This is a genomic window from Kitasatospora sp. MAA19, assembly GCF_029894125.1.
GTDB lineage: Bacteria > Actinomycetota > Actinomycetes > Streptomycetales > Streptomycetaceae > Kitasatospora.
The window spans coordinates 102,484-122,617 of the sequence record NZ_JARXYZ010000004.1 but is presented as its reverse complement, the minus strand read 5'-3'; the positions used below and the strand labels follow the sequence as shown (position 1 = coordinate 122,617).

Annotated in this window: 16 protein-coding genes; 6 read left to right on the top strand and 10 right to left on the bottom strand. The window is 72.7% G+C overall.

All coding sequences use genetic code 11. The features are described 5' to 3' along the window. Positions 1–39 precede the first annotated feature (39 nt). Positions 40–4,581 (bottom strand): hypothetical protein, encoded by a 4,542-nt coding sequence (locus P3T27_RS08500; RefSeq protein ID WP_280675987.1) that lies wholly within the window; start codon positions 4,579–4,581, stop codon positions 40–42. Positions 4,582–5,075: 494 nt separating this feature from the next. Further along, entirely contained in the window at positions 5,076–5,519 is a 444-nt protein-coding gene (gene mce, locus P3T27_RS08495; protein ID WP_280675985.1) for a methylmalonyl-CoA epimerase, read from the bottom strand. 255 nt (positions 5,520–5,774) lie between these two features. Here mce and P3T27_RS08490 point away from each other — a divergent pair, with 255 nt between their 5' ends. Beyond that, positions 5,775–6,968, top strand: a complete 1,194-nt coding sequence (locus tag P3T27_RS08490) for an acetyl-CoA C-acetyltransferase (RefSeq protein WP_280675984.1) — start codon at positions 5,775–5,777, stop codon at positions 6,966–6,968. An 85-nt stretch (positions 6,969–7,053) separates the two neighbouring features. Further along, a complete protein-coding gene (gene meaB, locus P3T27_RS08485; protein ID WP_280675982.1) occupies positions 7,054–8,010 on the top strand; it encodes a methylmalonyl Co-A mutase-associated GTPase MeaB in 957 nt (318 codons plus the stop codon). Between the two features lie 73 nt (positions 8,011–8,083). Here meaB and P3T27_RS08480 read toward each other — a convergent pair whose 3' ends face one another. The 5 genes from P3T27_RS08480 to P3T27_RS08460 all read right to left on the bottom strand — a co-directional run bounded on the left by P3T27_RS08480 (position 8,084) and on the right by P3T27_RS08460 (position 11,840). After that, entirely contained in the window at positions 8,084–8,599 is a 516-nt protein-coding gene (locus P3T27_RS08480) for a MarR family transcriptional regulator (RefSeq protein WP_280675980.1), read from the bottom strand. A gap of 40 nt (positions 8,600–8,639) precedes the next feature. Then, positions 8,640–9,449 (bottom strand): AIM24 family protein, encoded by an 810-nt coding sequence (locus P3T27_RS08475; protein WP_280676596.1) that lies wholly within the window; start codon positions 9,447–9,449, stop codon positions 8,640–8,642. A gap of 224 nt (positions 9,450–9,673) precedes the next feature. Then, on the bottom strand, positions 9,674–10,324 hold the full coding sequence (locus P3T27_RS08470; RefSeq protein WP_280675978.1) for an AIM24 family protein: 651 nt from the start codon (positions 10,322–10,324) through the stop codon (positions 9,674–9,676). Next, positions 10,324–10,962: an AIM24 family protein gene (locus P3T27_RS08465; protein WP_280675976.1), complete on the bottom strand. Its 639-nt coding sequence runs from the start codon at positions 10,960–10,962 to the stop codon at positions 10,324–10,326. The genes P3T27_RS08470 and P3T27_RS08465 overlap by 1 nt, the downstream gene beginning before the upstream one ends. An 80-nt stretch (positions 10,963–11,042) precedes the next feature. Further along, positions 11,043–11,840 (bottom strand): DUF2127 domain-containing protein, encoded by a 798-nt coding sequence (locus P3T27_RS08460; RefSeq protein WP_280675974.1) that lies wholly within the window; start codon positions 11,838–11,840, stop codon positions 11,043–11,045. Between the two features lie 175 nt (positions 11,841–12,015). Here P3T27_RS08460 and P3T27_RS08455 point away from each other — a divergent pair, with 175 nt between their 5' ends. Continuing rightward, on the top strand, positions 12,016–12,396 hold the full coding sequence (locus tag P3T27_RS08455; protein WP_280675972.1) for a DUF3817 domain-containing protein: 381 nt from the start codon (positions 12,016–12,018) through the stop codon (positions 12,394–12,396). A gap of 112 nt (positions 12,397–12,508) precedes the next feature. Here P3T27_RS08455 and P3T27_RS08450 read toward each other — a convergent pair whose 3' ends face one another. Both P3T27_RS08450 and P3T27_RS08445 read right to left on the bottom strand, forming a co-directional pair. After that, entirely contained in the window at positions 12,509–14,137 is a 1,629-nt protein-coding gene (locus P3T27_RS08450) for a M4 family metallopeptidase (RefSeq protein ID WP_280675970.1), read from the bottom strand. A gap of 385 nt (positions 14,138–14,522) precedes the next feature. Continuing rightward, the gene (locus P3T27_RS08445; protein ID WP_280675968.1) at positions 14,523–16,160 is read right to left on the bottom strand and encodes a M4 family metallopeptidase; all 1,638 of its coding nucleotides are present in this window, start codon (positions 16,158–16,160) and stop codon (positions 14,523–14,525) included. A 493-nt stretch (positions 16,161–16,653) separates the two neighbouring features. Between P3T27_RS08445 and P3T27_RS08440 the strand changes: the two genes are divergently transcribed. From P3T27_RS08440 to P3T27_RS08430, 3 genes are all read left to right on the top strand, one after another. After that, positions 16,654–17,193 carry a MarR family transcriptional regulator gene (locus P3T27_RS08440; protein ID WP_280675966.1) on the top strand — a complete coding sequence of 180 codons (540 nt, stop codon included), beginning with the start codon at positions 16,654–16,656 and terminating at the stop codon, positions 17,191–17,193. 75 nt (positions 17,194–17,268) lie between these two features. Next, positions 17,269–17,610 (top strand): DUF3817 domain-containing protein, encoded by a 342-nt coding sequence (locus P3T27_RS08435; RefSeq protein ID WP_280675964.1) that lies wholly within the window; start codon positions 17,269–17,271, stop codon positions 17,608–17,610. A gap of 211 nt (positions 17,611–17,821) precedes the next feature. Then, positions 17,822–19,507: a methylmalonyl-CoA mutase family protein gene (locus tag P3T27_RS08430; RefSeq protein WP_280675962.1), complete on the top strand. Its 1,686-nt coding sequence runs from the start codon at positions 17,822–17,824 to the stop codon at positions 19,505–19,507. Positions 19,508–19,565: 58 nt separating this feature from the next. On the opposite strand, the gene P3T27_RS08425 is transcribed toward P3T27_RS08430, so the two are convergent. Beyond that, positions 19,566–20,126, bottom strand: coding sequence for a TetR/AcrR family transcriptional regulator (locus tag P3T27_RS08425; protein WP_280676594.1), 561 nt, complete (start codon positions 20,124–20,126; stop codon positions 19,566–19,568). Positions 20,127–20,134: the final 8 nt, after the last annotated feature.

Genomic DNA, 20,134 nt, shown 5'->3' with positions numbered 1-20,134 from the left:
TCGACGGCGAGTTGCCGTTGTCCCGCGGACAATGTCCGCTCAATCGGGTGGTGCGTTCTTGGAACGATTGCCGCCCGACCGGGGGGAGCCAATTCCGGCACCCGCCTTGGCGCCCCCGTCCTTCTTGGTGGTGCTTCCCCCGTTGGCCTGGGCCACCGGTGACGGTGCCTCGAACGCCTCCAGCGCGGACAGCACGTCCTGGACCCTGGAGATCTCGGTGTTGATGTCCTTGCGACGGCGCACCAGTTCGTCCAGCTCGCGCCGGCCCTCGTCGGTGACCCGCTTCGCCTCGGCCTGCGCCTCGGCGAGCAGCCGTTCGGCCTCCGCCTTCGCCAGTTCGACCTGCTCGTCCGCGCCGCGGTCGGCGTCCCGAAGCCGCTTCTCCGCCTCGGCGGCGGCGCTCTCCAGCCGCTCCTCGGCCTCGGCCTCGGCCGACTGCAGCTTGGCCTCGGCCTTGACGATCAGCGCCTCGGCGCGGTCGGTGGAGTCGGCGAGCTTGGTCTCCGCCTCCTTCAGCAGGCCCTCGGCCTTGCGGACGGCCGAGATCCGGACCTTGCTGGCCTCCGCGGACGCCTCCGAGGTGAGCTCGCCCGCCCGCTCCTCGGCGGCCGCGACCAGGGCCGCCGCGCGCTCCTCGGCCTCGGCGACGGTGGCCACCGCCTGCTCCTCGGCCTCGGTCAGCTGCTCCTGAGCGGCCGTCACCAGCGCGTCGACCCGCTCGCCGGCCGACTTCATGGCCGCCGCGTTCTCCTTGCGGGCGCGCTCGTGCAGCGCCTCCACCTCGGCGTCGGTGCGCTCGCGCAGCTCCTCGGCGCGCTCGCGGATCGCGGTGGCGTCCCGGCGGGCCTCGGCGAGCAGCGTGTCGGCGTCGGACCGGCCCTTCTCCACCTCGGCCTGGCCGGCCGCCTCGCCGGCGGCGACCAGCCGGTCGGCCTCCTTGCGGGCGGCGGCGACCATCGCGTCCGCCTGCTCCTCGGCGGCGGCGGTGGTCGCCAGCGCGGTGGTCTGGGCGTCCTCGCCGAGCGCCTCGGCGTCCGCGAACGCCTTCTCCAGGACGGAGTTGGCCTGCTCGCGGGTGGCCCGGTCGAACTGCTCGGCAGCCTCCCGGGTCTCCGCGTCGTACGCGTCGGCACGGCCGTGGGCGGCAGCGTCGTACTCGTCGGCGAGGGTGCGGGTGGCGAGCGCGTACTCCTCGGCCTCGGTGCGCAGGGCCGCGGCCAGCTCCTCGGCGTCGGCGACCAGGGCGGCCGAGCGCTCGTCGGCGGCGGCCATCGTCCGCACGGCCTGGGCCTCGGCGTCCGCGCGCAGCTGCTCGGCGTTCTCCTGGGCCGCGCGCAGCACGGCGTCGGCCTCCGCCCGCAGGTGCTCGTCGTAGGCCTGGGCCTCGGCGCGCTGCCGGCCCAGCTCGGCCTCGTGGGCCTCGCGCTCGGCGGCCAGCTCCAGTTCGGTCCGCTCGCGCAGGGCGGTGGTCTCGGCGTCGGTGCGGGCGCGCAGTTCGGCGGTCTCGTGGTCGGCGAGTTCGCGCTGCTGGGTGGTTTCGCGGTCGGCGAGTTCGCGCTGTTCGGCGGTCTCGCGGTCGGCGAGGGCCCGCTGCTCGGTGGTCTCCCGCTCGGCCAGCTCGCGCAGTTCGGCGGCGGCCTGTTCGGTCCGGTCGAGGAGCTCGGCGGCCTCCCGCTCGACGGCGGCCCGCCGCTCGGCGATCTGCTCGGCGGCGGCCTCGTGCATGCCGGCCACCGACTGGCGGACCTCGGCGGCCTCCTCCTCGGCGGCCGTGACCAGGGCGGCGCCCTCGGCCCCGGCGGCGGCGACCAGTTCCTCGCCGTCGACCCGGGCCTGCTCCAGGACGGCGGCGGCCTCGGCGCGGATGCCGTCGGCGGTGGCGCGGGCCTCGGACAGCTCGCGACCGGCCTCGGCACGGACCGTCTCGGCCTGCTCGGAGGCCAGCGCCAGGTCGGCGGCGGCCTTCTCCCGGACGGCCTTGGCGTCCCGGGCGGCCTCGGCCTGACGCTGCTCGGCGGCGCTCCGGGCGCTCTCCAGCAGGTCCTCGGCCTCGGCGCGCTGGGCGGTGGTCTCGGCGGTGGTGCGCTCGGCCAGTTCGGTGGCGGCCTGCTCGGCCTCGGCGCGGACGTCGGCGGCGTACGCCTCGGCGGCCGTGCGCTGTTCGGTGGTCTCGCGGTCGGCCAGCTCGCGCTGCTCCGCGGTCTCGCGCTCGGCGAGGGCGCGCAGTTCGGCGGCGGCCTGTTCGGCCTCGGCGCGCTGGGCGGTGGTCTCGGCGGTGGTGCGCTCGGCGAGGTCGGCGGCGGTCTGCTCGGCCTGCTCGTGGGTGGCCTGGGCGGCGGCCAGGAGCTCGGCGGTCTCCTCGCGCTCGCGGCGCAGGCCGGCGGCGGCCTCCTCGTGCTCGCGCCGGCTCTCCTCGCGCAGCGCGTTCGCGGCGGCCTCGGCCTCGCCCCGGGTGCGGGCGGCCTCGGTGTCGGCCTCGGTGCGGACGCGCTCGGCGTCGGCCACCGCGGCGTCCCGGACGGCGTTCGCCTCGGCCTGCGCGTCGGCGGTGACGGCGGCCGCGGCGGCGCTCGCCTCGGACCGGACCCGCTGGTCGAACTCGGCCGCGTCCCGGCGGAGTTCGGCGGTCTCACGCTCGGCGGCGGCGCGGTTCTCGGCGGCCGCGGCCTTGGCGGCGGCGAGGGCGTCCTGGCCCTGCTGCTCGGCGGCGGCGGTGGTCTTCGCGGCCTCGGCGCGGGCCCGGGCCAGGGTCTGCTCGGCCCGGCCCTGGGTCTCGGCGGCCTGCTCGTGGGCCTGCTCGCGCAGCCGCTCGATCTCCCCGGCCGCGCCGGCGCGCAGCTCGTCCGCGTCGGCCTTGGCCCTGGTGAGCAGCTCCTCGGCGTTCTTCGCCGACTCCTCGATCTGCACGACGGCCTGGCGGCGGGCCTCGCCGCGGACCCGGTCGGCCTCGGCGGCGGCCTGGGCGCGAAGTTCCTCGGCCTCGGCCCGCAGCCGGGCCGCCTCGTCCTGCATCTGCTCGATCCGCTCGCGGATCGCGGCGGCGTCGTCGAGGGCGGCGTTCTGGGCCTGCTCGACGGCGGCCTGGGCCTGCTCGCGCAGGCGCTGGGCCTCGGCGGCGGCCTCGGTGCGGATCCGCTCGGCCTCGGTGGCGGCCTCGGTGCGGGCGGTCTCGGCGTCCTGGTTGGCCCGGCCGAGCACCTCCTCGGCGGTCTTGGCGGCCTTGGCGAGGTGGACGGTGGCGTCCTTGGCGCCGGTCGCCCGGCCCTCCTCCTCGGCCGCGTGGCGCAGCCGCTGGGCCTCGGCCTCGGCGTGGGCGCGCAACTCGGCGACGTCCCGTTCGGCCTGGGCGCGCAGTTCGGCGATCGCGGCCTCGGCCTCGGCGCGCAGTTCGCCGGCCACCGACTCGGCGGTGGCCCGCAGCCGTTCGCTCTCCTCGGCGGCGGCGGCCTTGGCGGCCTCCGCCTCGGCCTGCTTGGTGGTGGCCTCGGCGCGGATGGCCTCGGCCTCCTTGGTGGCCTGGGCGACCATCCGGGCGACCTCGGCGCGGGCGGTCTGCGAGCGCTGCTCGTTGGCGGCCTCGCCGTCGGCGACCTTGCGCTCGGCGGCCGCCTCGGCGTCGGCCTGGAGCTGTTCGGCGGCCTGCTCCGCCTGGGCGCGCAGTTCGGCGGACTCGCGGCGGGTGCGCTCGGCCTCGGCGATCGCCTCGGCGCGCAGCCGCTCTATCTCGGCCTGGGCGTGGGCGAGCTGCTGCTCGGCCCGGCTCTGCTCGGCGGCGGACTGCTCCTTGAGCCGGTCGATCTCGGCCTTCGCGGCGGCGAGCTGCTGCTCGGCGGCGGCGTGCGCCGCGGCGAGCTGCTGCTGGGCCTCGCCGCGGGCGGCACCGACCTCGGCAGCGGCCTGGGCGCCGGCCTGCTGGGCGTGCTCGGAGGCGGCGCGCAGCAGGCGCTCGGCGTCGCTCTGGGCCCGCTGGAGGGCGGCCTCGGCGGCGGCCTGGGCCTCGCCGCGGGCGGCGTCGACGTCGGCGGCGGTCTGGGCGCGGGCCTGGTCGGAGAGCGCGACGGCCTCGGCCCGGGCGGCGGCGACCATCCGCTCGGCCTCGGCGCGGGCCTCCTGGAGCAGCCGTTGGGCCTCCTGCTCGGAGCCGGCCCGGGTCTGTTCGGCCCAGCCGTTGACGTGCTGCTCGGCGGTGTGGCGCAGCTCGGCGAGCTCGTCCTCCAGCTGGCGGCGGCGGGCGGTGAGCTCGGCCTCCAGTCGGGCGGTGCGCTCGGCGGCCTCGGCCATGATCCGCTGGGTGGCGGCCTGGGAGTCGCGCAGCTGGCGCTCGGCGTCGGCGCGCAGCTGCTGGGCCTGCATCTCGGCAGTGCGGAGCATCTGCTCGGCCTGGCCGGAGACGGCGTCGAAGGCGCGCGGCTGGGCGAGCATGCGGCGGGACTCGTGCAGCTTGGCCCGGAGCACCTCCACCTGGTAGGCGAGGTCCTCGGCATGCTCGACTGCCTTGTCCCGCTCCTTTCGAGTCCGACCCATCTCGGCCTCGAACTGGGAGAGGTGATCGTCAACCTCGTAGCGGTCGTTGCCCCGCACTCCGCGGTCCCATCCATCTCCTGGTCGCGTCCTCGACCCGGCCGGTCCAGGGCCCCCGTTGTCCGGGTGCCGGTCCGACTGGCTCCTTGCATCCGCAGCCGGTGGACGGCCCTCCGGTCATGCCGGGGCCGCACTCCGCGGTGGTCGGAGCCCTGGGCGTGGAAGCGCGGTGATCCCGCGTTCCCTCGTCCGGGTGGACTCCTGGGCGAACTCTTGCCTTGTGGAGAATGGTGACAGATCCGTGTTGCGACTGTTCAGCCGTGCCCGCGTACTGGACTCCCCTGCGACGGGCCGGCCACCGCAGGGCGGACGGGCCTGTCATCGGCCGTGCCCGTCGCCTCCGTCCCCCGGAGCCTTCGCGCACCTGGGCATTGTAGTGGGAGCGCACTGCGGGGGAATGGCCGCGTGGGGGTTTTCCGACTGTCCGACGAGGTTACTGACGGGTCATGACCGGTGGGACGGGGGTGCCGCCCGGGTGGACGGCACCCGTCGGCTCAGTGGGCGGCGTGCTCGTCGGGCCCGGCGGAGGTCACCAGCTCGGTCAGCACACCACCGCAGTCCTTGGGGTGCAGGAAGGTGATCCGCGAGCCCATCGAGCCGATCCGCGGCTCGTCGTAGAGGACCCGCACGCCCTTGGCCCGGACGGCCTCGGCGTCGCCGTCCACGTCGGCGGTGCCGAAGGCGATGTGGTGCACGCCCTCGCCGTTCTTCTCCAGCCACTTGGCGACGGTCGAGTCGGGCCGGGTGGGCTCCAGCAGCTGGAGGTAGGAGGCGCCGCCGTCGCCGGTGTCGTTGATCTTGAGCATGGCCTCGCGGACGCCCTGCTCCTCGTTGACCTCGGTGTGGAACACCTCGAAGCCGTAGGTGGCGCGGTAGAACTCGACCGTCTTGTCGAGGTCGCGGCAGGCGATGCCGATGTGGTCGATACGGGTCAGCACGGTGACCTCCGGGAGGCGGGTTGGCGACGTAGGGAACCAGGTGGCACCAGTGCAGCGCATCGCTCTCGACCGGCGCCACCGCCGGACGTGCGAGTCTGCTCACACGCCGGGGGTTCACCCGGGCCGCGTTGACACGGTGTTGACTGGAGGGTGCCAGTGCGCTCGATCACACCGTCGCTCCGGTGACGGGCGGGTAACAGGTCAGTACATTGAGCGCATCCTCACCTGGCCACGACGTGCGAAGGGGCTCGTCCCATGACCAACACCACCTCTGTGATCGTTGCCGGTGCGCGGACCCCGATGGGCCGCCTGCTCGGCTCCCTCAAGGGCTTCTCGGGCGCTGACCTCGGCGGCTTCGCGATCAAGGCCGCACTGGAACGGGCCGGCGTCACGGGTGACCAGGTCCAGTACGTGATCATGGGCCAGGTGCTGCAGGCCGGCGCCGGGCAGATCCCGGCCCGCCAGGCCGCCGTCAAGGCCGGCATCCCGATGAACGTCCCGGCGCTCACCATCAACAAGGTGTGCCTCTCCGGCCTGGACGCCATCGCGCTGGCCGACCAGCTGATCCGGGCCGGTGAGTTCGACATCGTGGTGGCCGGCGGCCAGGAGTCGATGACCAACGCCCCGCACCTGCTGCCGAAGTCCCGCGAGGGCTACAAGTACGGCGCGGTCGAGCTGCTCGACGCGATGGCCCACGACGGCCTCACCGACGCCTACGAGAACATCCCGATGGGCGAGTCGACCGAGAAGCACAACACCCGCCTGGGCATCGCCCGCGGGGTGCAGGACGAGATCGCCGCGGCCTCCCACCAGCGGGCCGCCAAGGCGCAGGCCGACGGCGTCTTCGACGCCGAGATCACCCCGGTCGCGATCCCGCAGCGCAAGGGCGAGCCGGTGCTGTTCGGCCAGGACGAGGGCATCCGCGCGGACACCACCGTCGAGGGCCTGGCCCGGCTGCGCCCGGCGTTCGCCAAGGACGGCACGATCACCGCCGGCACCTCCTCGCAGATCTCCGACGGCGCCGCCGCGGTGGTCGTGATGAGCAAGGCCAAGGCCGAGGAGCTGGGCCTGAGCTGGATCGCCGAGATCGGCGCGCACGGCAACGTGGCGGGCCCGGACAACTCGCTGCAGTCGCAGCCGTCCAACGCGATCCGGCACGCGCTGGCCAAGGAGGGCCTGGAGGTCTCCGACCTCGACCTGATCGAGATCAACGAGGCGTTCGCGGCCGTCGCCTACCAGTCGACCAAGGACCTGGGCGTCTCCTCGGACATCGTCAACGTCAACGGCGGCGCGATCGCGCTCGGCCACCCGATCGGCATGTCCGGTGCCCGCGTGGTGCTGCACCTGGCGCTGGAGCTCCAGCGGCGCGGCGGCGGTGTCGGCGCGGCCGCGCTGTGCGGCGGCGGTGGCCAGGGCGACGCGCTGATCGTGCGCGTCCCGAAGGCCTGATCAGCTGATCTGATCTTCGGGGCTGCGGACCGCCACAAGCGGTCCGCAGCCCCTTCGGCATCCGCATCCGCCCTAGGAGCTCCCGATGATCGATGTCGCCACGCTGGTCGAACAGGCCCGGGCGGGCCGGCCGCGGGCGGTCGCCCGGCTGATCACGCTGGTCGAGAACGCGGCCCCGCAGCTGCGCGAGGCGATGGCCGCGCTCGCGCCGTACACCGGTCAGGCCTACACGGTGGGCCTGACCGGTTCGCCCGGGGTCGGCAAGTCCACCTCCACCTCGGCGCTGGTCTCCGCCTACCGGCGGCTCGGCAAGCGGGTCGGGGTCCTGGCGGTCGACCCGTCCTCGCCGTTCTCCGGCGGCGCGCTGCTCGGCGACCGGGTCCGGATGCAGGACCACGCCACGGATCCCGAGGTGTTCATCCGCTCGATGGCCACCCGCGGCCACCTCGGCGGGCTGTCCTGGACGGCGCCGCAGGCGCTGCGGGTGCTGGACGCGGCCGGCTGCGAGGTGATCCTGGTCGAGACCGTCGGGGTGGGCCAGTCGGAGGTGGAGATCGCCGCCCAGGCCGACACCACCGTGGTGCTGCTCGCCCCCGGGATGGGCGACGGCATCCAGGCCGCCAAGGCCGGGATCCTGGAGATCGGCGACGTCTTCGTGGTCAACAAGGCCGACCGGGACGGCGCCGACGCCACCGCCCGGGAGCTCAACCACATGCTCGGCCTCGGCGAGGCCCGGGACGCGGGGGACTGGCGGCCGCCGATCGTCAAGACCGTCGCCGCCCGCGGCGAGGGCGTGGACGAGGTGGTCGAGGCGCTGGAGAAGCACCGTGCCTGGCTGGAGGAGCACGGTGAGCTGGCGGTGCGCCGCCGCCGCCGGGCCTCCGACGAGATCGAGGCGATCGCGCTGGCCGAACTGCGCACCCGGATCGGCGACCTGCGCGGGGACCGCCATCTGGCCGGCCTGGCCGAGCGGGTGGTGGCGGGCGAGCTGGACCCGTACGGCGCCGCCGACGAGCTGGTGGCCGGGCTCACCCGGGGCTGACGGCGGTACGGGGAAGGGGGCCGGTCCCGGGACCGGCCCCCTTCCCCGTGCGTCGGTCAGGTCGCGCCGTCGGTCAGGAGCGGCCGCGAAGCCCCCGCAGGTGCTCGGCGACCGGGGCCAGCGCCTCGTACATGGCGTCCAGCTGCTCCGGGGTGAAGCGGTCGATGAAGTGCGACCGGACGCTGCGCACATGGTCGGGGGCGACCCGCTGCATGGTCTCCCAGCCCTGCTCGGTGAGGTGGGCGTAGAGGCCGCGGCGGTCGCCCGGACACTCCTGGCGCAGCACCAGCCCGGCGTTCTCCATCCGGGTGATCTGGTGCGAGAGCCGGCTCTTGGACTGCAGGGTGGCGGTCGCGAGGTCGGTCATCCGCATCCGGCGGTCGGGGGCCTCGGAGAGGACGACCAGGATCTCGTAGTCGTTGATCGCCAGGTTGTGCGGCTGGAGTTCGCGGCTGAGCTGGTAGTCCAGCAGCTTGGCGACCTCCAGATGGGCGCGCCACATCCGCTGCTCCCTGGCGGTCAGCCAGGGAGTCTCCTCCTCGGGCTGCGACGGAGGGGTGTCCGCAGTGTCGATCGTGTGCGTATCCATGCGGGTCAGCATACCGCATTTAGTTCAATCTTGTACAAGTTTACAGGCCGAAACGCCGTCCCAGATCGCCCAGGTTACCGAGGCCCGGCACATTGAGGTTGCCCCCGCCGTGGCCGGACGCCGCCGGCTGGGACGGCACCCCGCCCACCGGGACGCCCGCCTCGGCGTCCACCTGGCCGACCGACCGCTCCGCCATCAGCTTCTCGCTGGACTGCAGCAGCACCTGGCCGGCGCCGATGAACTCGAACTGGTGCTCCTCGCCGGAGGCGCCGCCCAGCCCGGTCAGCCGCCGGATGCCGCCGATCAGCCCGTGCATGTAGTCGTGGTCGTAGTGGTGGCACGGCGCCGGGCAGTCCGCCCAGCCGACCAGCGCCTGCGGGTCCACCCGGATCGGCGGCTCGACGAAGTGCACCGGCCCGTTGGAGGCGGCGACGAACTTCCCGGTGCCGATCAGGGTCAGGAAGCCCGGGATGATCGACTGCTTGAGCCGCAGCGACGGGTCGAAGGCCAGCAGGTTGCCCGAGCGGACGGTCAGGTTGCCCTCGTCCAGGTCGTAGGAGTTGAGGTCGAAGGCGCGGTCGGCCAGCAGCAGCTTGCCGCGGCCCTGCGCGACCACCCAGTCCGCCGCGTGCATCGGCGAGTTGAAGTGCTGGCCGATCATCCGGTCGAGCACGCCGGCGCCGACGCCCTTGAAGGTGATGTCGCCGTAGTAGGCGACCATCTTGCCCTTCTGCAGGAAGTACGAGCCGTTCAGGTCGACCGAGAAGGCGTAGGGGTTGACGTTGTCGTTCACCGGCAGGCTGAACGCGTCGTACACCACCGGGCCGGAGCCGCCGTGGGTGCTCGGCAGCGGGGCCTGCGGGCCGCCGAACTGCTCCTGGGCGTAGGCCTGTTGGGGCTGCTGCGGGGGAGGCGGCGGCGGGTAGCCACCCTGCTGCGGGTAACCCGGCGCGGGGGGCGGGTAGCCCTGGCCGGGCTGCGGCCCGTAGCCCGGCGGCGGGGGCGCGGCGAAGCCGGGCTGGGTCGGCTGGTCGTACGGCGACTGCCCGTACGGCGGCTGCGGCGGGTAGGACATCAGAGCTTCTCCTCGCTCGCCTGGACGTACACCGCACCCTGCCCGGACAGCTCCAGCTGGAACGCCTCGCCGGAGCCGCGGCCGATCATGTCGCGCCAACCCAGCGCCGTGGACAGCTTGTTCTGCACCTGGCCGCGGTGCGCCACGTACGCCTGCGGGTCGACGTGCACCGACTGGCCCGGGACGATCGGCAGCTCGAAGACGCCGCCGTGCGCCATCACCGCGACCGCCCCCTGGCCCTCCAGCTTGGTGGTGAACAGGCCCTGCCCGGTGACCTGGCCGCGGACCATGCCCATCACCCCGCCCTGCGAGCCCATGAACATGGTGGACTGGCGCAGCGTGCCCTCGAAGGCCAGCAGCCGGTCCGCCTCGACGTACAAGGTGTCGCCGACCAGGTCGATCACGTGCACGTGGTGGCCGCCGTGGCCGAACATCACCCGGCCCTGGCCCTCGACGGTCATCAGCGGGGTGTCCTCGTTGGCCACCCGGCGGCCGATCATCGACATCACGCCGCCCTGCCCGCCGGTGATGTTCGGCGTGAAGCGGACGTCGCCGGTGTACGCGAGCATCGCGCCGCGCTGGCTGAACAGCCGCTGACCGGGCACCAGCAGGGCCTCGACCATCTTGCCGTTGATCTTCGTGAAGCCCATCAGACGTCGCCCCCGATGGTGACCTTCTCCGACGGCTGCACGTACACCAGCCCCTCCCCGGTGAACTCCACCTGGACGGCCTCGCCGCCGCCCTCGCCGATCACCGTGGTCCAGCCCGCGCCGGACTTCAGGCTGCGGTGCAGGCTGCCGGTGTGCGCCACGTAGGCACCCGGGTCCACCCGCAGCGGCTGGCTCTTGTCGACCCGCAGGATGATCGCGGGCCCGTTCGAGGTGACGGCGGCCCAGCCGTGGCCCTCCACCTTGGTGGTGAACAGGCCGTTGCCGGAGGACATCCCGTTGAGCCCGGTGAAGGTGGTGCCGGTGCGCAGCGAGCCCTCGGTGCACAGCAGGTTGTCCGCCTCGACGAACAGCGTCTCGCCGTTCAGCCTGACCAGGTTGATCTCGGTGGCCTTGTCGGCGAAGTAGCAGGTGCCCTGTCCCTTCACCTCCATGACGGTCATCTGCTCGCCGGTCAGCCGGCGGGCGACCATGCCGCGCAGGCCGTCCCCACCGCCGGTCAGCTTCTTGAAGCTCATCTGGCCGGTGTAGGCGACCATCGAGCCGTGTCTGGCCTTGACGGCCTCACCGGCCAACTCGACCGCGAGTACCCGGGATCCCTGGAGTCTGAACTGTGCCACGGCCGCAATCTAGCGGGAGCGGCCGTGGCCGGGCGAGGGGGTGGGGACGAACTGGTACGGGTCTGCGACAAACGCGCCGGTCACGCCCGCGCGTGCGCCCCCCGGGCGGCGTGCGGGACGGCGCCGGCCGCCTCCTCGACCTCCAGCAGCGAGGCCGAGTGGCGTTCCGCCTCGAAGGCCACCACGCCGCCGCGCAGGCCGAACAGCCGCTTGGAGAGCATGATCCACAGGACGGCGGCGATGTTCAGCACCAGCGTGCCGATCTTCACCGCGCTGACGTGGTGGCTCAGTTCGTATCCCTCCAGCGGCAGGAAGGCGGCGGTGGCGACCACGGTCAGGTACTCGGCCCAGCGCTTGCCGATCCAGAGGCCGACCGCCTCGACGATCTCGATCAGCGCGTAGGCCAGCAGCGCGCCCGCGACGATCAGCAGGGTGCTCTTCTTGTAGTCGAAGGTCTTGCGGATGGTGTCGACGATCGGCGAGTGTTCGAGGTCCCAGTGGAAGTGGTCGGTGACCGGCCGGAAGACCGAGAGGTTCTCGTCGAAGACCCGGTGCACGGCGTCCTGGCTGTTGGAGAACTTCCAGACGGCCCAGGCCACGATGATGATCAGCAGGCCGCGCAGCACCCGCTCGATCGCGAGGAAGCGCAGGATGAAGAGGTCCCGCAGCGCCTTGCCGCGTGGCACCAGCGGGGCGTCCTGCGCCGGGCCGGAGCCGTGCGGGGCGCCGAGCGCGAAGTCGCCGCAGCGCAGGCAGCGCCAGGCGTCGCCGAGGGCGGTCGCGGCGTGCAGCCGGGCGGCCAGCTCGGCCTCGGCCGGCGCGTAGGTGATGTGGCCGCGCTTGGCGCAGGTCCTTCGGTCCCAGTCCCGCTTGAACATGTGTGGCTACCCCCGGTCGTCCGACGTCTGCGGCGCCCGGTTCGATGGACGCGCGGGCAGCAGGATAGGGGCAGCGGGTGACGGGCCGCCGCGTCCGGCCGGGTTCTGGCGCACGGCTGTGACATCGGGCACGGTGCCCACCCCGGCCGGGGGTTCGGACGTGTGCTCGGTGATAATGGCCGGAAGGCTTGTGAGTCGCTTCACAAGCAGGTACGCCTCCGACCCCCGTATTGAGGTACCCATCGTGAACAGCAGCGCCGTCCACCGCCTGCGCCTGGTCTCCGGCCCCGAAGGGGTCTCGTTCATCCTGCTGCTGATCTGCTCCGTGCTGAAGCGGACCACGTCCTTCGACGGCGTCCCGGTGATGGGCATGATCCACGGGATCCTGTTCATCCTGTACGTCGTCTTCTGGATCCAGGCCTGGCAGGCGCAGAAGTGGGACGCCAAGCGCGGTGTCCTGCTGTTCGTCCTCTCGGTGCTGCCCACCGGCGGGTTCTTCGCCGAGCGGATGCTCGGCAAGGAGGAGCGCGGCGAGCTGCAGCCGGCCACCGCCTGAGCGGACTCCCCTCCACGCGACGGTCGACAGGCTGCCGCGGCCTCCTCTCCCAAAGGGCCGCGGCAGCCTGTCGCCGGTTTTACCGGGGGTGGCTGGTTGGTGCCGGCCGGCCCTAGTTGACGCTGACCCCGCTCCAGGCCGCGGCCACCGCCTTGTACTCGGCGCTGGTGGCGCCGTACAGGTCGGTCGCGGCCTTCAGGGTCGCCGTGCGGGCGCCCGCGTAGTTGGTGGTCGAGGTGAAGTAGACGGTCAGCGCGCGGTACCAGATCGCGGCGGCCTTGGTCCGGCCGATGCCGGTCACGGTCGAGCCGTTGGAGGTCGGGCTGTTGTAGCTGACCCCGTTGATCACCTTGGCGCCGCTGCCCTCGGCGAGCAGGAAGAAGAAGTGGTTGGCGATGCCCGAGGAGTAGTGGACGTCCAGGTTGCCGACGCCGGAGTACCAGGCGTCCGCGGACCTGCCGTCCTTGGAGGGCTTGTCCATGTAGCGCAGCGGGGTGCCGTTGCCGTTGATGTTGAGCTTCTCGCCGATCAGGTAGTCCGGCGGGTCGGCGGGCAGGTTGGCCGACCACTCGACCATGGTGCCGAAGATGTCCGAGGTGGCCTCGTTGAGGCCGCCGGACTCGCCGGAGTAGTTCAGGCCGCCGGTGGCGGAGGTGACGCCGTGGGTCATCTCGTGGCCGGAGACGTCGATCGCGGTCAGCGGGTTGGTGTTGCCGGAGCCGTCCCCGTACGTCATGCAGAAGCAGGAGTCGTTCCAGAACGCGTTGACGTAGTTGGAGCCGTAGTGGACGCGGCTCGTGGCGCCGACGCCGTTGTTCTTGATGCCGTTGCGGCCGAAGGTGTTCTTGTAGTAGTCCCAGGTCGCGGCGGCGCCGAACTGGGCGTCCACGGCGGCGGACTGGCGGTTGGAGGCCAGGCCGTTGCCCCAGGAGTTGGTGGTGCTGGTGAACAGCGTGCCGTTGCCGGAGGTGGCGCCCTTGAGGTCGGTGGTGGACTGGTTGCCCCGGGAGGCGTCCTTCAGCGAGTAGGTCGAGCCGCTCTGGGTGGTGGTCAGCGGGACGGTGCCGACGTTGACGCCCTTGCCGGTGCCGGCCGCGGTCTGGAACTCCTCGTGGGTGGAGAGCACCGCGCCGGTGGCGGCGTCGGTGACCACCTGCTGGCTGCTCGGGGTGCCGTCGGCCCGCTCGCCGCGGACCACCGTGCGGTGGGCCAGCCGCGGGGTGCCGTCGGTCGCCCACACCACCAGCTCGGCCGCGCCCGCGCCGTCGACCCGGCTGAGCGCCGGCTCGTCCTGGTCGACGGCTGTCCCGACGGTCGCCCGCACCGCGGCGGTGGCGCGCTCGGCGGCCTGCCCGGCGGCCAGGCCCGGGGCCAGGCTCGGCAGCGACAACCGGCCGTCGAAGGCCCGGTCGACCGAGCTCACCGAGCCGTCGGCGCGCTGGTGGACGACCAGGTCGCCGCCGAGCACCGGGAGGCCGGCGTAGGTGCGCTCGTAGCGCAGGTGGCGCGCGCCGTCGGCGTCCGCGACGACGTCCTTGACCACCAGCCGCTCCTGGTCGCCGAGGGACAGGGCCTGTGCGACCGGGGTGCTCTGCCCGGCGGCCAGCGCGAGCAGCGCCGCGCGCTGCTGCTCCGGGGCCGGGGCGGCGGCCTGGGCGGCGGGGACGACGGCGATCTGGATCACGCCGGCGAGCAGGGCGGTGGCGGAGAGTACGGCGCCGGCTGTCAGCTTTCGCTTCACGTACGGGGTTCCTTCCACGAAACCGCGTGTGCGCGCGGTTGCGCCGCGTACCGGGGCGCCGGGGGTGGCGCCGTAGGGGCGGTAGGGCGCGGACGTGCTGCTCCCGTGCGGCCACTGACGGTCCGTCGACGGGTGGGGGTGACGGAACGTCGGACGGGGCTTGGACAGAAGCATGACAATCGATGACAGGAAATGACAGGGTGCCGTCGGGTATTGGCCGACAATCGCCAGCGCTGGTGCGGATGGTTCGGTTGCCGCCCAGTGCCCCGCTACGGGCGGTTCGTCCGGCTGGCGGGACCCCGCCACCGGGCGGCGCGCGGGTGTGCGGACGCCCGGGGCCACCCTCCACGGAGGCCCCGGGCGTCCTGTCATCGTGCGTCGTACGTCAGTTGACGTTGACGCCGCTCCACGCGGCCGCGACCGCCTGGTACTCGGCGCTGGTGGCGCCGTACAGGTCCGCGGCGGCCTTCAGGCTGCCGGTGCGGGCACCCGCGTAGTTGGTGGTGGAAGTGAAGTAGACGGTCAGCGCGCGGTACCAGATCTGCGCGGCCTTGTCCCGGCCGATGCCGGTGACCGTCGAGCCGTTGGAGGTCGGGCTGTTGTAGCTGAAGCCGTTGATGGTCTTCGCGCCGCTGCCCTCGGACAGCAGGTAGAAGAAGTGGTTGGCGATGCCCGAGGAGTAGTGGACGTCCAGGTTGCCGACGCCGGAGTACCAGGCGTCCGCCGAGCCGCCGTCCTTGCTGGGCTTGTCCATGTAGCGCAGCGGGCTGCCGTCGCCGTTCAGGTTGATCAGCTCGCCGATCCAGTAGTTCGGCGGGTTGGCGGGCAGGTTGGCGTAGAACTCGACCATGGTGCCGAAGATGTCCGAGGTGGCCTCGTTGAGGCCGCCGGACTCACCGGAGTAGTTGAGGTTCGCCGTGGCGGCGGTGACGCCGTGGCTCATCTCGTGGCCGGCCACGTCGATCTCGGTGAGCGGGTGGGTGTTGCCGCTGCCGTCGCCGTAGGACATGCAGAAGCAGGCGTCGCTCCAGAACGCGTTGACGTAGTTGGAGCCGTAGTGCACCCGGCTGGTCGCGCCGACGCCGTTGTTCTTGATGCCGTTGCGCCCGAAGGTGTTCTTGTAGAAGTCCCAGGTGGCGGCCGCGCCGTACTGGGCGTCCACCGCGGCGGATTCGGCGTTGGAGGCCAGGCCGTTGCCGAAGGTGTCGGTCGAGTTGGCGACCAGGGTGCCGGTGCCGGAGGTCTTGTTCTTCAGGTTGACGGTCGACTGGCCGCCGCGGGTGGCGTCCTTCAGCTGGTACGAGGAGCCGCTCTGGGTGGTGGTCAGCGGGACGCTGCCGACGAACACGCCCTTGCCGGTGCCGGCGGCGGTCTGCACCTGCTCGTGGGTGGAGAGCACCGCGCCGGTGGCGGCGTCGGTGACCAGCAGCTGGCTGCTCGGGGTGCCGTCGGCGCGCACGCCCTCGACGGTGGTCCGGTACGCCAGGCGCGGGTTGCCGTCGCTCGCCCAGACCACCAGCTCGGCCTTGCCGGTCTGGTGCACGGCCGTCAGCGGGGACTCGTCCTTGTCGGCGACGACGCCGACGGTGGCCTGGACCGCGCCGGTGGCCTGCGCGGCGGCCTGGTCGGCCGGGATCTGCGGGGTCAGGCTCGGCAGGCTCAGCTGCGCGGTGACCGCCTTGTCGACCGACTCCACCGCACCGCGGGCGCTCTGGTGCACCACCAGGTCACCGCCGAGCACCAGCAGGCCGGCGTAGGTGCGCTCGAAGCGCAGGTGCCGGGTGCCGTCCTGGTCCACCACGGCGTCCTTCGCCACCAGTTGCTCCTGCCCGCCGAGGGCGAGCGCCTTCGCCAGCGGGCCGGACTGGCCGCCCGCCAGGGCGAGCGCCGCCGCGTGCTGCTCGGCGGCCTGCGCCTGCAGGGCGGGGATCGGGCTGGCCTGGGCGGCGGTGCTCACCTGGACCACGCCGGTGAGCAGGGCGGTGGCGGAGAGTACGGCGACTGCTGCGAGCTTTCGCTTCACGGACGAGTCCTTCCGGGAAACCGCGTGTGGGCGGTCGCACCGCGTCCCGGGGGCCGGGGTCGGCACCTGAGGGGCGGGACGGGCGCTGACGTGCGGGCCCCGTGCGGTCGAGCGGCAGGTCACCGATGGGTGGGGGTGGTGGCTGCCGGACGGGGCTGGCCGAAAGCATGACAATCGAGCAAATCAAATGACAGGTCTTGCTCATGAATTGGCCAAGTCCCGCCAGTCGGGCGGATTGTGAACGGACCGACAAAAGGGGCGAATCACCCTGACTTTCAGCGGGTTACCGTCCGAACCGAGGCCTGGTAGTGCGGCTGCGGGTCGATTGGCCGCCAACTCCGCCACGTCCCGGTCGTGTTGTCGTGCATTCACGCCGGCGCAATGTCCAGGTATGGACCTGGCCGCCCGATTGGCGGGTTCCCGCCACGCGTTGCGCTTGTCCACCATCAGGACAGCTGGTAGCACACGTCCCTTCCGCCGGTACGGTAAGGAGGTGCCCAAGCCCCTAGCCCTCGACTTCGACCCGATCGCCCGCGCCGACGAGCTCTGGACCCGCCGCTGGGGCGGGGTCCCCTCGATGGCGGCGATCACCTCGATCATGCGCGCCCACCAGATCCTGCTCTCCAGGGTCGATGCGGTGCTCAAGCCGTACGGGCTGACCTTCGCCCGGTACGAGGCGCTGGTGCTGCTGACCTTCAGCCGGACCGGCGAGCTCTCGCTGTCCAAGATCGGCGAGCGGCTCATGGTCCACCCGACCAGCGTCACCAACACCGTCGACCGGCTGGAGCGGGCCGGCCTGGTCGCCCGCCGCCCGAACCCGCTGGACGGCCGCGGCGTGCTCGCCGCGATCACCGGCCGCGGCCGCGAGGCGGTCGAGGAGGCCACCCGAGAGCTCATGGCGATGGAGTTCGGGCTGGAGGAGTACGACACCGAGCAGTGTCGCCAGGTGTTCGAACTGCTCAGGCCGCTGCGGATCGCCGCCGGCGACTTCACCGACGACCGCGACGAGGGGGCTGCGCGGGAGCGGCCGTGAGGACGGCTACCCTCGTGGGAGCGGTGCGCGGATCCTGGCGCACCGGCCGATCCTGCCGAGCGAGGCGATAAGAGTATGAAGGCGACCCCCCTGCTGGGCTGGTACCGGGCCCTGGCCATTGCGACCGGTGTGGCGCTGCTGGTCTTCTGCGGCTTCATGGTCGCGAAGTACGGCTTCGACACGGCCAAGGACGTAACCATGTACGTCGCGATGCTGCACGGCTACCTGTACATCGGGTACTTCGTGGTGACCTTCCTGCTCGGGCAGAAGCTGAAGTGGCCGCTCGGCCGGATGATCCTGACCCTGGCGGCCGGCTGCATCCCGTTCGCGTCCTTCGTCTTCGAGCGCAAGGTGGTCCGTGAGGCCGCCGAGCAGCTCCCGGCCGGCGCCGGCGCCCGCCAGCCCGCCGGCGTCTGACCCGAGGCCCGCGAGTCCGAGGCCCGTGAGTCCGAGGCCCGTGAGCACCCCTTCCCCGACCGGGGGAGGGGTGCTTCGTGTTTCGGGCCCCGGCGTTTCGGCCCCGGTATCCATCGACAGCTGGTAGGACGCCCGAGTAAATTAGTAGGACGTCCTAATAGCTGTGCCGCCCCGGTGCCGTGGCGGCCGTACGGAGCGGAGTTCGGGGCCCATGGACGCCGAGGAGATCGAGCGCGGACGGCAGCGCTGGCAGCAGCGGTACGACAGCGCCCGCAAGCGGGACGCGGACTTCACCACCCTCTCCGGTGACGAGGTCGAGCCGGTGTACGGGCCCGCCCCCGGGCAGGCCGTCGAGGGCTTCGAGCGGATCGGCTGGCCGGGCGAGTACCCGTACACCCGCGGGCTGCACCCCACCGGCTACCGGGGCCGCACCTGGACCATCCGCCAGTTCGCCGGGTTCGGCAACGCGCAGCAGACCAACGAGCGCTACCGGATGATCCTGGAGGCGGGCGGCGGCGGCCTCTCGGTCGCCTTCGACATGCCCACCCTGATGGGGTACGACTCCGACGACGCGAAGTCGCTCGGTGAGGTGGGCCACTGCGGCGTCGCCATCGACTCGGCCGCCGACATGGAGGTGCTGTTCGCCGGCATCCCGCTCGGCGAGGTCACCACCTCGATGACGATCAGCGGCCCGGCCGTCCCGATCTTCTGCATGTACCTGGTCGCCGCCGAGCGCCAGGGCGTCGACCCGGCAGTGCTCAACGGCACCCTGCAGACGGACATCTTCAAGGAGTACATCGCCCAGAAGGAGTGGCTCTTCGCCCCCGAGCCGCACCTGCGGCTGATCGGCGACCTGATGGCGTACTGCGCCCAGGGCATTCCCGCGTACAAGCCGCTGTCCGTCTCCGGCTACCACATCCGCGAGGCCGGCGCGACGGCCGCGCAGGAGCTGGCCTACACCCTCGCCGACGGCTTCGCCTACGTCGAGCTGGGCCTGTCCCGCGGCCTGGACGTGGACGTCTTCGCGCCCGGTCTGTCCTTCTTCTTCGACGCGCACCTGGACTTCTTCGAGGAGATCGCCAAGTTCCGCGCCGCGCGCCGGATCTGGGCCCGCTGGATGCGCGACCGCTTCGGTGCCAAGACCGACAAGGCGCAGTGGCTGCGCTTCCACACCCAGACGGCCGGCGTCTCGCTGACCGCGCAGCAGCCGTACAACAACGTGGTCCGCACCGCCGTCGAGGCGCTGTCCGCGGTGCTCGGCGGCACCAACTCGCTGCACACCAACGCCCTGGACGAGACCCTGGCGCTGCCCTCCGAGCAGGCCGCCGAGATCGCCCTGCGTACCCAGCAGGTGCTGATGGAGGAGACCGGCGTCGCCAACGTGGCCGACCCGCTGGGCGGTTCCTGGTACGTCGAGGCGCTCACCGACCGGATCGAGCAGCAGGCCGAGGCGATCTTCCAGCGGATCCTGGACAAGGGCCGCGAGGACCACGAGATCGGCCCGATCACCGCCGGCATCCTGCGCGGGATCGAGGAGGGCTGGTTCACCGGCGAGATCGCCGAGGCGGCCTTCCAGTACCAGCAGTCGGTGGAGAAGGGCGACAAGCGCGTGGTCGGCGTCAACTGCCACCCGCGCAGCGTCACCCCCGAGTTGGAGATCCTGCGGGTCAGCCACGAGGTCGAGCGCGAGCAGGTGCGGGTGCTGCGGGAGCGCAAGGACGGCCGGGACGAGGCGGCGGTGCGGGCCGGGCTGGACGCCATGCTGGCGGCCGCGCGCTCGGGCGAGTCGATGATCCCGCCGATGCTGGACGCGGTGCGCGCCGAGGCGACCCTGGGTGAGATCTGCAACGCGCTGCGGCAGGAGTGGGGCACGTACCAGGAGAACGCGGCCTTCTGACGACCGGCCCGGGAGCCGCCCCCGTACGCACCGTGCGTGGGGCGGCTCCGCCGTGCCCTCAGCCGGACAGCAGGCTCGGGAACGGGCCGAGCAGCAGGTCGGTGAAGCGGCGGGTCCAGTCGGCGGTGATCGGCTCGCCGCTGACCAGGACGCGGTGCTCGACCGTCCCGGCGATGGTGTCGAAGATGATGTCGATCTCCTCACCGGCCGTCCGCGGGTCGGTGTCCGCGGCGAGTTCACCGCGGGCCTGGGCGGCCGCCCGGCCCTGCCGGACCAGCCGTTTCTGCGGGTCGACGATGGCCTCGCGGATCCGGCGGCGCAGGTGCGGGTCGCGGGTGCCCTCGGCGAACAGCGCGAGCAGCGCGGCCTGGCTCTCGGGGCGGGCCAGCAGGTCGGCGAACTGGGCGACCACGGCCTCGATGTCGGCCCGCAGGCTGCCGAGGTCGGGCATCACCAGGTCGTCGAAGAGGATGGCGACGGCGTCCACCACGAGCTCGTTCTTGGAGGGCCAGCGGCGGTAGAGGGTGGTCTTGGCGACCTTGGCGCGGATCGCGACGTGGCCCATGGTCAGCCCGCCCCAGCCGAGTTCGGCCAGGGCCTCGCGGGTGGCGTCGAGGATCGCGCGGT

Excerpts from the sequence above, each read along its gene's own strand:
- P3T27_RS08490 (WP_280675984.1), top strand. The coding sequence starts at position 5,775 with ATGACCAACACCACCTCTGTGATCGTTGCCGGTGCGCGGACCCCGATG.
- P3T27_RS08470 (WP_280675978.1), bottom strand. The coding sequence starts at position 10,324 with ATGGGCTTCACGAAGATCAACGGCAAGATGGTCGAGGCCCTGCTGGTG.
- meaB (WP_280675982.1), top strand. The coding sequence starts at position 7,054 with ATGATCGATGTCGCCACGCTGGTCGAACAGGCCCGGGCGGGCCGGCCG.
- P3T27_RS08480 (WP_280675980.1), bottom strand. The coding sequence starts at position 8,599 with ATGGATACGCACACGATCGACACTGCGGACACCCCTCCGTCGCAGCCC.
- P3T27_RS08430 (WP_280675962.1), top strand. The coding sequence starts at position 17,822 with ATGGACGCCGAGGAGATCGAGCGCGGACGGCAGCGCTGGCAGCAGCGG.
- P3T27_RS08460 (WP_280675974.1), bottom strand. The coding sequence starts at position 11,840 with ATGTTCAAGCGGGACTGGGACCGAAGGACCTGCGCCAAGCGCGGCCAC.
- P3T27_RS08455 (WP_280675972.1), top strand. The coding sequence starts at position 12,016 with ATGGCCGGAAGGCTTGTGAGTCGCTTCACAAGCAGGTACGCCTCCGAC.
- P3T27_RS08435 (WP_280675964.1), top strand. The coding sequence starts at position 17,269 with ATGAAGGCGACCCCCCTGCTGGGCTGGTACCGGGCCCTGGCCATTGCG.